This is a genomic window from Acinetobacter sp. UBA1297, from assembly GCF_002307755.1.
GTDB classification, from domain to species: Bacteria; Pseudomonadota; Gammaproteobacteria; order Pseudomonadales; family Moraxellaceae; genus Acinetobacter; species Acinetobacter radioresistens.
In genome coordinates this window covers 400-15,698 of sequence record NZ_DBUF01000021.1, presented here as the reverse complement: position 1 = coordinate 15,698, position 15,299 = coordinate 400, and the positions used below count along the sequence as shown (strand labels likewise).

Below are 15,299 nucleotides of genomic sequence, written 5' to 3'. Positions count from 1 at the left end.
TTTAATGTATTTAGCCAATTTATAGGAGGTATGTGTCAAAAAAATCAATCCAATCTGGAGTTCATGTTACGATATAACACACAGTTATATTTGAAAAAAATGATCATTTTATTGTTTATTTATTAAGCAGATTGAGAGTGGTTGATTAAAATTTTACTAAAAGTTGCTTTAGAAAAGCTAATTTGCCGATTTATCTTTTCTAAGACGATTTTGCAAAAAAATTGCTCGGTATTGCCGAGTATATAAATGAATGATGATGCAGGTAAGAGCGTTATGATTCATAACACACACCGGTCAATTCTGGTGTGATTATAGCGCCCGTGGTCTGAGTACCGAGTGGGTATTAATGTCATTTTACCAATTTGGCATTATCAAGCATGGGTATGCTTAACAAGCAACCTGTAATGTTTTTGCAATAGGAAATGGGTCCACAAATGCAAGAAGTTGCTGACGCATTGCGTCTTGACACTGAACTTTCCGCTGATAGTGCAGCGTATATTGAAGAGCTTTACGAGCAGTACCTGACTTCTCCGACCTCAGTAGGTGAGGATTGGCGCCAGTATTTTGATAAATTCCCTAAAGGTGATCAGCCTCACAGCAATGTACGTGAGCAATTCCTGTTATTAGGACGTAATGGTAGCCGTGGACAACCAGTTGCGCAAAGTGCAGTAAGCTCTGAACATGAACGTCGTCAGATTGGGGTGTTGCAATTAATTGCAGCTTACCGTAACCGTGGGCACCAGAAAGCCAAATTGGATCCGTTGGGCTTGGCAAAACGTGAAGATGTTCCTGATCTTGACCTGTCTGCACATGGCTTGACCAAATCTGATCTGGATACTGTATTCAATACAGGTAATCTGGCAATTGGCAAGACTGAAGCTACCCTTGGTGAAATGATTGAAGCAATGGAGGCGACTTATTGCGGCTCAATCGGTGCCGAGTATATGCACATTGTTGATACCAAGGAAAAGCGCTGGATTCAGCAACGTCTTGAAGGTGTACGCGGTAAATATGATTTTACTGCTGACCAGAAAAAATTATTTCTTGAGCGTTTAACTGCAGCTGAAGGCCTAGAAAAATTTCTGGGTAATAAATATGTAGGCGCTAAACGCTTTGGTGTGGAAGGTGGTGAATCTTTCATTCCTATGGTCAATGAACTGATCCAGCGTGCCGGCTCAGTGGGCTGTAAAGAAGTTGTGATTGGCATGCCACACCGTGGCCGTTTAAACCTCCTGGTCAATATTATGGGTAAAAACCCGGCTGACCTGTTTGGTGAGTTTGAAGGCAAAATGCTGAACAAGAAAGGTTCTGGTGACGTTAAATATCACCAAGGCTTTTCTTCAAACGTAATGACTCCAGGCGGTGAAGTACACCTTGCCTTGGCATTTAACCCATCCCATCTTGAAATTGTTGGACCTGTAGTTGAAGGTTCAGTGCGTGCACGTCAAGTACGTCGTAAAGATATTGGTGGTGACGATGTATTGCCATTAATTGTACATGGTGATGCTGCATTTGCAGGTCAGGGCGTGAATATGGAAACTTTCCAGATGTCACAGACCCGTGGTTATACTGTAGGTGGTACGGTTCATATCATTGTGAACAACCAGGTTGGTTTTACAACTTCTGACCCGCGTGATGCGCGTTCAACTGAATACAGTACTGACGTTGCCAAAATGATTCAGGCACCTATCTTCCATGTGAATGGTGATGACCCTGAGGCAGTAATTTTTGCTACTCAATTGGCGCATGATTTCCGCCATACTTTCCGTAAAGATGTAGTAATTGACCTGTTCTGTTATCGTCGTCGTGGCCATAATGAGGCGGACGAGCCAGCAGCAACTCAGCCAATCATGTATCAGGTTATCAGCAAGAAACCGACAACCCGTACTTTGTACGCAGACAAACTTGTTCAGGAAAATATTCTGGACCGTGCTGCTGCTGACAAGATGGTTGAAGACTATCGTGCTGATCTTGAAGCGGGTAATCATGTTGCCAGTGCACTGGTTCTTGAACCAAATACCAAAATGTTTGTGGACTGGGCTCCATATCTCGGCCATGACTATACCGATGACTGGGATACTTCATTTGACTTGACTCGCCTGAAACAGCTGGGCGAAGGCATGCGTAAACTTCCTGAAGGTTTCGTAATGCAGCGTCAGGTTCAAAAAGTAATTGATGACCGCCTGAAAATGCAAACTGGTGAAATGCCATTAAACTGGGGTGCTGCTGAAACTCTGGCTTATGCAACATTGCTAGACGAAGGCTATCTGGTACGTATTACCGGTGAAGATGTAGGTCGTGGTACCTTCTCACATCGTCATGCCAAACTTCATAACCAGACAGATGGTTCCACTTACATTCCGCTTTGCCATGTAAAAGAAAACCAGCCACGTTTTGCATTATATGATTCGTTGTTGTCTGAAGAGGCTGTACTTGCTTTTGAATATGGTTATGCAACTACTATTCCGCACGGCCTAATTATTTGGGAAGCACAGTTTGGTGACTTCGCAAACTGCGCCCAAGTCGTGATTGACCAGTTTATTGCTTCTGGTGAAACTAAATGGGAACGTGTATGTGGCCTGACCATGTTACTTCCACATGGTTACGAAGGACAGGGCCCTGAGCACTCATCTGCTCGTCTTGAGCGCTTCTTGCAGCTATGTGCAGAAGACAACATGCAGGTGATTACTCCAACAACGCCTGCACAGATTTTCCATGCGCTGCGTCGTCAGGCAGTACGCCCGATCCGTAAACCAATGATCGTTATGTCTCCTAAGTCGCTGCTTCGTCATAAACTGGCAACTTCGACTCTGGAAGAGCTGGCAACGACTTCATTCCAGACAGTGATTGATGAGATCGATACACTTAACAAGGCCGACGTTATCCGTCTGGTGCTCTGTGGTGGCAAAGTCTATTATGATCTGCTTGAAAAACGTCGCGAGCAGGAACTGAACAATACTGCAATCGTTCGTATTGAACAGTTGTATCCATACCCAGAAAAACGCCTTGCTGAAGTTCTTGCCTCTTATCCAAACGTGAAAGAACTCGTGTGGTGTCAGGAAGAGCCGAAAAACCAAGGGGCCTGGTTATTTATTGCGCCGCGTTTATATGACGACGTAATGAAAACAGGTAAGCAAGTCCGTATTAGTTACGCAGGACGTGAAGCATCTGCAGCACCTGCATGTGGCTCACCTTATTTGCACGCAAAACAACAAGCTCAGCTTATCAATAATGCTCTAGCAATCGAAGCTGAACAATCAGGAGATTCTAAATAATGGCAACCGAAATTAAAGCCCCGGTATTCCCAGAGTCAGTTGCTGACGGCACGATCGCAACTTGGCACAAGAAAGTCGGTGAAGCTGTTTCACGTGATGAAGTTATCTGTGACATCGAAACTGACAAAGTTGTTCTAGAAGTGGTTGCCCCTGCAGACGGTGCTCTGGTTGCTATTGTTAAAGATGAAGGCGACACAGTTCTTTCTGATGAAGTAATTGCACAGTTTGAAGCAGGTGCCGGAGCTACAGCAGAGCCAGCTCAAACAGCAGTAACTTCTGATGGAAATGTAGAAAATGCATCTGCCAATACAGAAGCTGGTCCAGCTCCTGTAGTTGAGCGCAGCCAGCCTGTACAGGATCAGGCACCTGCTGTACGTAAAGCTTTGACTGAAACAGGTATTAACGCTTCTGATGTTGCTGGTACAGGCCGTGGTGGTCGTATTACTAAAGAAGACGTAGCAAACCATCAGTCTAAACCAGCTGCTGCAGCTAAGCCTCAAGCGCTTAGCGTAGCTGTAGGTGAGCGTATTGAAAAACGTGTTCCGATGACACGTCTGCGTAAACGTGTTGCTGAGCGCCTGCTTGCAGCAACACAAGAAACAGCAATGTTGACTACGTTTAATGAAGTTAACATGAAGCCAATCATGGATATGCGTAACCAGTATAAAGATGCGTTTGAAAAACGTCATGGTGCGCGTCTGGGCTTTATGTCTTTCTTTGTGAAAGCAGCAACTGAAGCGTTAAAACGCTATCCGGCAGTCAATGCTTCAATTGATGGCGACGATATCGTATATCACGGTTTTTATGATATTGGCGTAGCAGTTTCTTCTGATCGCGGTCTTGTAGTACCTGTCCTGCGTGACACTGATCGTATGAACTATGCTGAAGTTGAAAACGGTATTCGTGCATATGCTGGCAAAGCGCGTGAAGGCAAACTTGCAATTGAAGATATGACTGGTGGTACTTTCACAATTACCAACGGTGGTACTTTTGGTTCGCTACTTTCTACTCCGATTTTGAATACGCCACAAACTGCGATTCTGGGTATGCATAAAATCCAAGAGCGTCCTATGGCTGTAAACGGACAGGTGGAAATTCTGCCAATGATGTATTTGGCATTATCTTATGATCACCGTTTAATCGATGGTAAAGAAGCAGTAGGCTTCCTTGTAACAATCAAAGAATTGTTAGAAGAGCCAGCTAAACTTATCCTTGATCTTTAATACTTACCAGCAAAATAAACCAGGATAAAGTCTCCCTTTATCCTGGCACTTGGAGATAAATATGTCTCAACAGTTTGATCTTGTTGTGATCGGTGGTGGCCCAGGCGGTTATGAAGCAGCAATTCGTGCTGCACAGCTGGGCTTCAAAGTTGCTTGTATTGAAAAACGTATTCATAAAGGTAAACCATCTCTGGGTGGGACCTGTCTAAACGTTGGCTGTATCCCATCTAAAGCATTGCTTGACTCTTCTCATCGTTATGAAGATACCGTTCATCATTTGGGTGATCATGGTATCACAACAGCTGAAGTGAAATTTGACCTTGAAAAGATGCTTGCTCGTAAAGACAAAGTGGTAGAGCAACTGACCGGTGGTGTAGCTCAGCTACTTAAAGGTAATGGGATTGAGTGGCTGCAAGGTACAGGTAAACTGCTGGCAGGTAAAAAAGTTGAGTTTGTACCATTTGAAGGTGAGACTCAGGTTCTAGAACCTAAATATGTAATTCTGGCATCTGGTTCTGTACCAGTAAATATTCCTGTTGCTCCTGTAGATCAAGATCTGATTGTAGATTCTACCGGTGCACTTGAATTCCCTGAAGTTCCTCAGCGTTTAGGGGTAATCGGTGCAGGTGTAATTGGTCTTGAGCTAGGTTCAGTATGGCGTCGTCTGGGTTCAGAAGTTGTTGTATTTGAAGCTATGGATGCATTCTTACCAATGGCTGATAAAGCACTGGCTAAAGAATTCCAGAAAATCCTGACTAAGCAGGGTTTGGACATCCGTATTGGTGCGAAAGTTTCTGGTACTGAGATCAATGGTCGCGAAGTAACTGTTAAATACAGCCAAGGCGGTGAAGACAAAGAACAGACTTTTGATAAGCTGATTGTGTGTGTAGGCCGTAAAGCTTATGCAGAAGGTCTGTTAGCTGAAGACTCAGGTATAAAACTGACAGAACGTGGTCTGGTAGAAGTAAATGATCATTGCGCAACTTCTGTTGAAGGTGTTTATGCGATTGGTGATTTGGTTCGTGGTCCAATGCTTGCACATAAGGCAATGGAAGAAGGCGTAATGGCTGTTGAGCGTATCCATGGCCACGCTGCACAAGTAAATTATGACACTATCATCAGTGTAATCTATACCCATCCGGAAGCAGCTTGGGTCGGTTTAACTGAAGAGCAGGCAAAAGAAAAAGGCCACGACGTTAAAACTGGCCAATTCCCGTTTGCTGTGAATGGTCGTGCACTTGCTGCAGGTGAAGGCGCAGGTTTTGTAAAATTTGTTGCTGATGCTAAAACTGACCGTCTACTGGGTATGCACGTAGTAGGTCCGGCTGCCTCTGACATCGTTCATCAGGGTATGATTGCCCTTGAATTTGTATCAAGTGTTGAAGACTTGCAGTTAATGACTTTTGGTCATCCAACTTTCTCTGAAGTTGTGCATGAAGCAGCTCTTGCAGTCGATGGACGTGCAATTCACGCAATTCAGCGTAAACGTAAATAAGATTAAAGAAAGAGCGGTTCAAGAGCCGCTCTTTTTTGCTTCATGGGTTGCAATGATTGGAACAACCCTCTAAATATAAAGACAAGATTAAATAATTGCTAATGTGTACCGTGATGGAAGGGTACATAGAAGTATGGATAAGAAAGTAGAACTAGTAAAAGGTAAGTAAATGAATTTACATGAGTATCAAGCCAAAGCGCTATTAAAAAAATATGGTATGCCTGTTCAGGAAGGTATTTTAGCAACCAATGCTGATGAAGCTGTTGCTGCCTTTGAACAGCTTGGTGGAAAGTTTGCAGTCATTAAGGCCCAGGTGCATGCAGGTGGCCGTGGTAAGGCCGGTGGTGTACAGGTTGTTAAGTCAAAAGAAGAAGCCGCAGATTATACCAGTCGTATTATTGGTACACGCCTAGTCACCTACCAGACAGATGCCAATGGCCAGCCAGTCAATAGCGTACTGGTCTGTGAAGACGTTTATCCTGTGGAGCGTGAATTATACTTGGGTGCTGTGGTTGACCGCTCTACTCGTCGCATTACCTTTATGGCATCCACCGAAGGTGGTGTTGAAATTGAAAAAGTTGCAGAAGAAACACCTGAAAAAATTATTAAAGTTACAGTAGACCCTTTGGTTGGCCTGCAACCATTTCAGGCACGGGAAGTAGCCTTTGCACTGGGTTTGAAAGATGGCCAGATTAATCAGTTTGTTAAGCTGATGACAGGGGCTTACCATGCTTTTGTAGAAAATGATTTTGCCCTGTTTGAAATTAACCCGCTGTCTGTACGTGAAAATGGTGACATTCTTTGTGTAGATGCCAAAGTGGGCATTGATTCCAATGCACTGTATCGCTTACCAGAGGTCTCTGCGCTACGTGATAAGTCTCAGGAAAATGAACGCGAGCTTAAAGCTTCTGAATTTGACCTGAACTATGTAGCCTTAGAAGGCAATATCGGCTGTATGGTAAATGGTGCCGGTCTTGCTATGGCAACCATGGACATCATCAAATTATATGGTGGACAACCAGCCAACTTTCTAGATGTAGGTGGTGGTGCAACGAAAGAGCGGGTGATTGAAGCATTTAAAATTATCCTTGCTGACAGCTCTGTTCAGGCAGTATTAATCAATATTTTTGGTGGTATTGTACGCTGTGACATGATTGCAGAAGCAATTATTGCTGCGGTTCAGGAAGTGAACGTAACTATTCCTGTAGTCGTACGACTTGAAGGTAACAATGCCGAGCTTGGCGCCAAGTTACTGGATGAATCCGGCCTAACACTTATTTCTGCTCAGGGCCTAGCTGATGCCGCAGAAAAAGTTGTTGCAGCAGTCAAAGCATAAGGAGTATCAATCATGAGCGTATTAGTAAATAAAGACACCAAAGTATTGGTACAGGGTTTTACAGGTAAAAACGGAACTTTTCATTCAGAACAGGCCATTGCATACGGTACAAAAGTAGTCGGTGGTGTAACGCCAGGTAAAGGCGGCCAGAGTCATTTAAATCTTCCTGTATTTAATACCATGCGCGAGGCGGTACAGAAAACTCAGGCGGATGCGTCTGTGATTTATGTGCCTGCACCATTTGTACTGGATTCTATTGTAGAAGCAGTAGATGCAGGGATTGGACTTATTGTAGTCATTACCGAGGGTGTACCTACTCTTGATATGCTTAAAGCCAAGCGTTATTTGGAAACTAATGGTAACGGTACGCGTCTGATTGGACCAAACTGTCCAGGCATCATTACACCGGGTGAATGTAAAATTGGAATTATGCCGGGGCATATTCATCAGCCAGGCCGTATTGGAATTATTTCCCGTTCTGGTACGTTAACTTATGAAGCGGTATCACAAACTACCCGTCTGGGATTAGGCCAATCTACCTGTATTGGTATTGGTGGAGATCCGATTCCAGGAATGAACCAGATTGATGCGCTTAAATTGTTTCAGGATGATCCCGAGACTGATGCGATCATTATGATTGGTGAAATTGGTGGGACAGCCGAAGAAGAAGCTGCTGAATATATTCAATCAAATGTGACCAAGCCAGTTGTAGGTTATATTGCCGGTGTAACAGCTCCAAAGGGCAAACGTATGGGCCATGCGGGTGCAATCATTTCTGGTGGTAAAGGAACAGCAGAAGAAAAATTTGCTGCTTTTGAAAAAGCGGGTATGGCATATACACGGAGTCCGGCAGAACTAGGTTCTACTATGTTACAGGTGTTGAAAGATAAAGGCCTGGCTTAAGTAGACAGTAAAAAAGCTCCGAAAGGGGCTTTTTTATTATGAGAATGATGGAGAGAATAAATTCTTCTTCAACGCTATTAGGATTGTAAGTTTAACTTAAGCTTAGTTTACCCTATAGTTGTCCACCTTAAAGCAAACTATTTAAGTAGATTAGATAAGTAATTTGCTTTAATTTAAGTCTATAACTTGTAGATTTTGATATATCATATTTTTTATAGACAAAAAAATACGCAATGATTGGGGTGATCATTGCGCAGAACAACGAATCTGCATACACAGTTTCGGTTAAGGAGAAATGTCATGAATTTAGAAGCTTTCTAAATCATGAAAGTATAATATTTGAATACCTGAGTAACTTCCTTGGTATTCACGTTAACAAGTGTTAAATCACGTTAAACTATAGGTTATATTGTAATTTTTTAAATTATGAAATTTTATGCGGTTGAATTTTAAGAAATTAATATTCCAATAAAAAAGGCCCTTAAAGCAGGGCCTGTATTAATACTATAATTTTAAAAGTGGAACATTCCTAAACCGCTTTTAATTTCATCTAGAGTTTGCTGGGTAATAACCTGACATTTTTGAGTGCCTTGACGTAAAACATCCATAATATAGTCCGGATCTTTTTGCAATTCTGCACGACGTTCACGAATTGGACCGATCAGCTCTTTTAAAATACCTTCTAGACGCTTCTTCACAGTGCCATCACCTAGACCACCACGACGATAATGGGCTTTTAATTCTTCTAATTCTTCTTTATTGGTATCGAAAGCATCAAGATAGGTAAAAACCACATTACCTTCTACCTGACCCGGATCTTCAATACGCAAATGATTAGGATCAGTATACATGGCATTAACTGCCTTTTTAATATCCTTATCTGAAGCATCCAGAACAATGGTATTACCCAGAGATTTAGACATTTTCGCCTTGCCATCAAATCCCGGTAAACGGCTCATGTTAGAAAGTAAGGCTTTACATTCAGGCAAAAGCTCGCGGCCGATCTGACGGTTAAGGCGACGAACAATTTCATTCGTCTGTTCAATCATTGGAATCTGGTCTTCTCCTACCGGCACAACAGTAGCTTTGAATGCCGTAATATCGGCAGCCTGTGCGACCGGATAACATAGAAAACCTGCCGGGATATCGCGCTCAAAACCTCGCATCTGAATTTCAGACTTGATCGTTGGGTTACGTTCCAAACGCGACACCGTCACAAAGTTCAGATAGAGCATGGTCAGCTCATTGAGTGCCGGTAATTGAGACTGCACACAGATGGTGGTTTTTTCCGGATCAATACCCACTGCTAAATAATCTGTAGCGACTTCCAGAATATTCCGACGTACTTTTTCAAAATTATCGGCATTGTCAGTTAAAGCTTGAGCATCGGCGAGTAACAGGTGCTGGTGATGGGAGTCTTGCAAGCCTACACGAGAACGTAGTGAACCTACAAAATGTCCTAAATGGAGCTGTCCGGTCGGGCGGTCACCAGTCAAAATAACTGGACGGGTATCTTGATCACTCATGATGCATTCCAAAGCGGTTGTAAATTAAGCAAAATATATTAATTGATGAAGTCTATTGTAAGGCATAAATACTGGTAGTGCCTCTTTACAATAAACTCCAGCTGGTAAAAAGTGAGAAATTTAATAGATAAACATATAAAGCTTATACACTTTCTCTGATTAAAGCGATTTAAACTAGCTATATAACGATAAGATTGGGAACATAAAATGGCGAGCAGCTTGCTTTTATTATTAGATGATATTGCCACAATTCTGGATGATGTCGCAGTCATGAGTAAAATGGCTGCAAAAAAAACCGCAGGGGTGCTAGGTGATGACTTGGCTTTAAATGCCCAGCAAGTCAGTGGTGTCCGTTCAGATCGGGAATTGCCAGTGGTCTGGAGCGTAGCAAAAGGCTCATTTGTGAATAAAGTTATTCTGGTACCTTTAGCGTTGCTTATCAGTGTAGTTGCTCCATGGTTAATTAGCCCATTGTTAATGATTGGTGGCTTATTCTTGTGCTATGAAGGTATAGAAAAAGTTTTGCATTCACTACAGCGTAAAAAGCCACATAGTCCTGAAGAAGCAATTGCCAAGCTCGAACAGGATGAGATTGATTTGCTTGCCTATGAAAAAGATAAAGTCAAAGGTGCAATTCGAACAGATTTTATTCTTTCTGCTGAAATTGTAGTAATTAGCTTGGGTACAGTTGCAGCAGCCAGTTTTATGACTAAAGTTACAGTACTAAGTATTATCGCTATTGTAATGACTATAGGCGTGTATGGACTGGTAGCCATGATCGTAAAAATTGATGACTTGGGCCTGCATTTGACTGAACAGGTTTCAAATTTTAAACAGCGTATTGGTCAGGCTCTTTTGAGCTTTGCCCCGATTTTGATGAAGACTTTATCAATCGTCGGTACCATTGCTATGTTTCTGGTCGGGGGAGGTATTATTAATCATGCTGTTCCTTTAATACATCATTTTACTGAAGATACTGTTGATCATGTTGAACTGATTCCTACTTTGGGGCATATCGTAGGAGCAATTACACCAACTTTAATAAATTTGGGAATCGGCATAGTAGCGGGTTTTATTGTTCTGCTTTTAGTCAGTGGAGTTAAAAAAATCTGGCCAAAATCTAAACAGAAATCTGCTTAAGCTATCAGCTTTTGCGACATCGTAATAATAGGGAAGGGGTAAACTATGCGTTGGAAAGGTCGCCGTGTCAGTACTAATCTGGAAGATCGCCGAGGTGGAGGGGGAGCAAAAGCAGGGGGTATCAGTATATTAGGTCTGATTGTTGCCTTTGTCGCCTGGAAGTTTTTTGGTGTAGATCCGCAGCAGGCTTATCAGGCAACAAAACAGGTAACCGCCGGACAGCAGGTAGAAAGCGTCGGCCTGGAAAATCCAACGCCCCAGCAGCAAGAAGCCGCAGATTTTGTCGGGACTGTTCTTGCTGATACCGAAGACACCTGGCAGGCAATTTTTCAGGAGCAGGGGCAAAATTATACCCCTCCTAAACTGGTCTTGTTCAGTGGCATGGTTAATTCACGTTGTGGTACTGCACAGGCGGCAATGGGGCCATTTTATTGTCCAGCTGACCAAAAAGTTTACATAGATACCAGTTTCTTTAAAGATATGCGCCAGCAGATGGGAATTTCTGGTGAGCAGAACCAGACAGAACTCTCTCGACAAGACCAAGCCGGAGACTTTGCTCAGGCTTATGTAATTGCACACGAAGTAGGTCACCATGTACAGAACCTGTTAGGTATCTCTTCTCAAGTGCAACAGGCTCGCAGCCGTGCCAGTCAAGTACAGGGAAATCAGCTTTCAGTCCGGCAAGAGCTTCAAGCAGACTGTTTGGCCGGAGTGTGGGCACATCATAACCAGCAGCGTACCCAGTTTCTAGAGCAGGGTGATGTTCAGGAAGCAATGGATGCTGCCCATAAAATTGGTGATGACTATTTGCAAAAAAGTGCAACTGGACAAGTTGTACCTGATAGCTTTACGCATGGAACCAGTGCACAACGTATGCAGTGGTTCCAGACCGGCTTGAAGAGTGGTGATCTTAACCGGTGCGATACTTTTAACCAGCCAGTTTAAGGCAGTTAAAAGAATTATTGAGTACAGAAAAGATTATTACTGTACTCAATAATCTATTTTGTTAAAAAACTGCGAAAATTTTTCAAGATACGAATACTTGAAATTAATGCAATGATCGTAAACAGAAAAACTCCTAACAAGTAATATTTAAGGGCAGACATATCCTGTTGATAGAAATTAATCACTTGTTGTTGTGTTAAGGTTAAGTTGCCTGGCATGTTAGTCTGAGTATCTACATAGTTTATAGACTGAATATATTGATAAGGGCCAATAATTTGTAGAACTGCTTTTCGAACTTCTCTATATGGACTTTTATCATAGCCAGAAAGACAGAGCGTAGTCTGATAATGCTCACAACTGATTTTACTGATATATCCTTTGCCTTTTAAAACAATAAAAATTGCTCGATCTGGCTTTTGGCTGTTAGACAGGAGCAGATAAGACTGTTGATTGCTTGAAACCAGCTCAATCTGTTGGCGGTGCTCTAGCCATGTATTCGCCTGTGCCAGTGTGTTGAATTTGCTGTAACAGGTCAGTAATAGTGCCAGAGTTACAGTAAAAATGATTAAAGCCGGGATAAGACGAAAAATGAATTTTAAAGATTGATGCATGAAAAGAAATATACAGCCAGTATTTATGAGAAATATTATTATAGTTTGAAATGATCTGGAAACGGCAAAAGCCGAATTGTTTATGCGAGAACCAGGTCTATTTAAAATGAAATAAAATTATCCATGACCTACCCCTAGAAATGGGAGTAAAATTCCCAGTTAAGAGTTTTATAACTGATATTCATCTAGAAGTGACTGATTGGATGCGTTTTAAGAAAGCCAGCAGTTATATTCAAGGATTCGCATGGGCAATTTTTTTCTTCTTCAAGCTTTAACGGTTATTTTTGCACTTTCAATCGCAACTACAATTTTTAATAAACGTATTTTAGACTTTCCTCAGGCGATTGGTGTTCCAATTGTCTCTGCAGTTTTTGTATTTATTTTGCAGTGGGGTGCGAGCTTACTTAATGGTAACCAGTTTATAGTCATTAATATTCATAATATTGAAGAAGCTGTACGCGGGATTGATTTCTATGACTTTCTTATTAATGGCGTAATCTGTTTTATCCTGACCTCGTCTGCGCTTAAATTTAAAATTTCTGACTTAAAAAGTCACTGGAAACCCATTGGAATTCTAGCCACGATTGCACTGGTAATCTGTGCTGTATTTTTCGGTGGTATCCTTTATGGTTTTCAGGCATTAATTGGAAATCCAGTCCCTATTTTAGTCTTGCTGTTATTGGGATCTGCTTTAGGTGCAACAGATCCAATCGGAGTTAAAGGGGTGTTAAGTTCGGTTAGAGCACCTCATCATTTGATTGTGAAACTCGAAGGTGAGTCACTGTTTAATGATGCAATGTGTATTGCCGTCTTCATGACTTTACTGAATGTATTACAAGGCGAACATTTTACCTTGTTGGGCACATTAGAAAATTTTCTCTATGAAATTGTGGTGGCTGTAATTATCGGTTGGGGGTTCGGTTTAGGAATTTTACGCTTATTGCGCGGCAAGCATGAAATGGAGTCCCTGATCCTGACAACTGCGCTGCTGGCCTGCGGTTCCTACCTGGTTGCCCTGTTTGCTCATGCTTCTGCACCAATTGCTTGTGTTATTGGTGGTCTCATTGTTGGGAATAAATGGAAAGAAATCCTGCATGATCGTGAAATTCGTGAAGTAAATCATTTTTGGCATACTGTAGAAGGCATTATTAATTCATTTCTGTTTACATTAATCGGATTAGAGCTGTTCATTCTGGACTTGAGTAGTAGCATGATCCTTGGAGGGATATTTGCATTTTTTGCCCTGCATATTTCACGGTTTGCCGCAAATTTCTTATCTTTCGCCTTTTTCCCATCTTTCCGCAAAAAGAGTTATAACGGTAGCTTAACCATTTTATCGTGGGGAGGAGTGCGGGGTGGTATTTCACTGGCTCTCATATTAGCTGTGGCTAATATTCCACAACTACGTGAATATAGCAGTATTTTGATTGGCTATACTTTCATTAGTGTATTGCTTTCAGGTGTGGTTTGCGGTTTAGGACTACCAGCCGTTATGAATGCTTTTTATTACAATCCAAATGAAGAGACTCAAGGCTTTAAAGGATGGTATCAACGTTTATGCCACAAAATGAATCGTAAAGGTTTTAAATATATTGTAGGAGAAGATGCGAATGGTAATGAAAACATTACTGTGTATCAGCCCGAGGAAATAATGGACCAGAAAACTGATGATGGTATTACAGCTGTTCATCATCCGATAAAAGCACAAGAAGTCAAACGTCTGGAAAGTCCTGACAATTTTTAAAGGCAATTTGATATACAGATTATTCTGGGAATAAATAAACAGAAATGAAAGTAATAGGTCGGCTATCCTTAATAAATTTTTCCTAAGTGTTACTATGTATTTCACTGTTGATTTTATGTGAAAGATGAAAATATTTCTTATTCACCTACCTTTTTTTTATCTTTTTAAAACAATAACTTAATAAAATAAAAAATATATGTATTTGATTTATATATTTTAACTTTAAAGCTGACTTGTTTACTCAACTTAATAAAAAACTTACTTGTTTCATGCTATCTATTTATAAAGCTTATTAAATTTTCTAGGAAGAAAATAGTTACAAAGCAAAATCTAATAAAGCTAATTTTTAATAAAAAGTTCAGGAAATTAGCTCCTCTAATAATATGTAAGGAAAAATATAATGGCGGATATTTTTATAATTTCAAAAGAAACAGCTCAGCAAGTAGAGCATATAGGCAATAGTTTCAAATTAGGGGAGCCCGCAGTTGTCGTTATTGACGTTGCTCCAGAAGAAGTAGCATCAGTTGATCGTATCGGAAATAATCTCACTATCACCCTGAAAAATGGTGAGCGAATTTATATAGAAAATTATTTTGCCGCTGATAATAGTCTGGTCTTTAAAAATGATCAGAATCAGCTTTTACTGGCTCAAGTTACTGATGCCAGTGGTGCAATATTAGATCCAATTTCTTATTTAAACTTAGAAGAAGTCACACCACTTTTATATGGTACAGAGAGTGAAGCCTTTGTTCCCTGGTTAGTTGGCGCAGTAGGAATAGGGGGGTTAGCTGCAGCAGCCAGTTCTGGTGGAAGTTCTTCTTCAGATGATCAGAATAATGATACTACACCACCACAAAAACCAGTCATCACTCAAAATAATGGTAACGGTATGAGTGGTACAGGCGAGGCTGGTAGTACGGTGATTGTTAAAGATAGCCAAGGCAATCAGACTGAAACTAAGGTAGGAGAAGACGGCAAGTGGAGCATTGAGCCGAATCCGTTAAATGAAGGAGAACAGGGGACAATTGAAGCAGTAGATCCTGCTGGTAACAGTTCAGGGCAATCTCCGGTTACAGGAGGCGACCAAACTGTCCCACAAGC

Annotated in this window: 11 protein-coding genes; 9 read left to right on the top strand and 2 right to left on the bottom strand. The window is 41.5% G+C overall.

The annotated features are described in order from the left end of the window. Nucleotides 1-434 precede the first annotated feature (434 nt). From B3R63_RS09540 to sucD, 5 genes are all read left to right on the top strand, one after another. Nucleotides 435-3,275 carry a 2-oxoglutarate dehydrogenase E1 component gene (locus B3R63_RS09540; protein ID WP_286730722.1) on the top strand — a complete coding sequence of 947 codons (2,841 nt, stop codon included), beginning with the start codon at nucleotides 435-437 and terminating at the stop codon, nucleotides 3,273-3,275. Then, nucleotides 3,275-4,498, top strand: coding sequence for a 2-oxoglutarate dehydrogenase complex dihydrolipoyllysine-residue succinyltransferase (gene odhB / locus B3R63_RS09535; protein ID WP_286730716.1), 1,224 nt, complete (start codon nucleotides 3,275-3,277; stop codon nucleotides 4,496-4,498). The genes B3R63_RS09540 and odhB overlap by 1 nt, the downstream gene beginning before the upstream one ends. Nucleotides 4,499-4,559: 61 nt before the next feature. Beyond that, a complete protein-coding gene (gene lpdA / locus B3R63_RS09530) occupies nucleotides 4,560-5,993 on the top strand; it encodes a dihydrolipoyl dehydrogenase (RefSeq protein WP_265761641.1) in 1,434 nt (477 codons plus the stop codon). A gap of 169 nt (nucleotides 5,994-6,162) precedes the next feature. Continuing rightward, entirely contained in the window at nucleotides 6,163-7,329 is a 1,167-nt protein-coding gene (sucC, locus tag B3R63_RS09525) for an ADP-forming succinate--CoA ligase subunit beta (RefSeq protein WP_005015729.1), read from the top strand. A gap of 12 nt (nucleotides 7,330-7,341) precedes the next feature. Next, complete coding sequence (gene sucD, locus B3R63_RS09520) at nucleotides 7,342-8,232, top strand: succinate--CoA ligase subunit alpha (RefSeq protein WP_286730711.1); 891 nt, start codon at nucleotides 7,342-7,344, stop codon at nucleotides 8,230-8,232. A gap of 512 nt (nucleotides 8,233-8,744) precedes the next feature. Here the strand turns inward: sucD and trpS are convergent. Continuing rightward, the gene (gene trpS / locus B3R63_RS09515) at nucleotides 8,745-9,758 is read right to left on the bottom strand and encodes a tryptophan--tRNA ligase (RefSeq protein WP_005015726.1); all 1,014 of its coding nucleotides are present in this window, start codon (nucleotides 9,756-9,758) and stop codon (nucleotides 8,745-8,747) included. Nucleotides 9,759-9,965: 207 nt separating this feature from the next. On the opposite strand from trpS, the gene B3R63_RS09510 reads away from it, so the two are divergent. Both B3R63_RS09510 and B3R63_RS09505 read left to right on the top strand, forming a co-directional pair. Continuing rightward, the gene (locus tag B3R63_RS09510) at nucleotides 9,966-10,898 is read left to right on the top strand and encodes a DUF808 domain-containing protein (protein WP_286730707.1); all 933 of its coding nucleotides are present in this window, start codon (nucleotides 9,966-9,968) and stop codon (nucleotides 10,896-10,898) included. Nucleotides 10,899-10,943: 45 nt separating this feature from the next. Then, nucleotides 10,944-11,843: a KPN_02809 family neutral zinc metallopeptidase gene (locus B3R63_RS09505; RefSeq protein ID WP_286730705.1), complete on the top strand. Its 900-nt coding sequence runs from the start codon at nucleotides 10,944-10,946 to the stop codon at nucleotides 11,841-11,843. Between the two features lie 53 nt (nucleotides 11,844-11,896). Here B3R63_RS09505 and B3R63_RS09500 read toward each other — a convergent pair whose 3' ends face one another. Beyond that, the gene (locus tag B3R63_RS09500; RefSeq protein ID WP_286730701.1) at nucleotides 11,897-12,454 is read right to left on the bottom strand and encodes a hypothetical protein; all 558 of its coding nucleotides are present in this window, start codon (nucleotides 12,452-12,454) and stop codon (nucleotides 11,897-11,899) included. Between the two features lie 244 nt (nucleotides 12,455-12,698). On the opposite strand from B3R63_RS09500, the gene B3R63_RS09495 reads away from it, so the two are divergent. Next, nucleotides 12,699-14,198: a cation:proton antiporter gene (locus B3R63_RS09495; protein ID WP_286730700.1), complete on the top strand. Its 1,500-nt coding sequence runs from the start codon at nucleotides 12,699-12,701 to the stop codon at nucleotides 14,196-14,198. Between the two features lie 400 nt (nucleotides 14,199-14,598). Next, on the top strand, nucleotides 14,599-15,299 hold a 701-nt coding region (locus B3R63_RS09490; RefSeq protein WP_286730697.1), incomplete at its 3' end, for a BapA/Bap/LapF family prefix-like domain-containing protein.

Coding starts and splice junctions, on each gene's coding strand:
- B3R63_RS09540 (WP_286730722.1), top strand. CDS start 435: ATGCAAGAAGTTGCTGACGCATTGCGTCTTGACACTGAACTTTCCGCT.
- odhB (WP_286730716.1), top strand. CDS start 3,275: ATGGCAACCGAAATTAAAGCCCCGGTATTCCCAGAGTCAGTTGCTGAC.
- lpdA (WP_265761641.1), top strand. CDS start 4,560: ATGTCTCAACAGTTTGATCTTGTTGTGATCGGTGGTGGCCCAGGCGGT.
- sucC (WP_005015729.1), top strand. CDS start 6,163: ATGAATTTACATGAGTATCAAGCCAAAGCGCTATTAAAAAAATATGGT.
- sucD (WP_286730711.1), top strand. CDS start 7,342: ATGAGCGTATTAGTAAATAAAGACACCAAAGTATTGGTACAGGGTTTT.
- trpS (WP_005015726.1), bottom strand. CDS start 9,758: ATGAGTGATCAAGATACCCGTCCAGTTATTTTGACTGGTGACCGCCCG.
- B3R63_RS09510 (WP_286730707.1), top strand. CDS start 9,966: ATGGCGAGCAGCTTGCTTTTATTATTAGATGATATTGCCACAATTCTG.
- B3R63_RS09505 (WP_286730705.1), top strand. CDS start 10,944: ATGCGTTGGAAAGGTCGCCGTGTCAGTACTAATCTGGAAGATCGCCGA.
- B3R63_RS09500 (WP_286730701.1), bottom strand. CDS start 12,454: ATGCATCAATCTTTAAAATTCATTTTTCGTCTTATCCCGGCTTTAATC.
- B3R63_RS09495 (WP_286730700.1), top strand. CDS start 12,699: ATGGGCAATTTTTTTCTTCTTCAAGCTTTAACGGTTATTTTTGCACTT.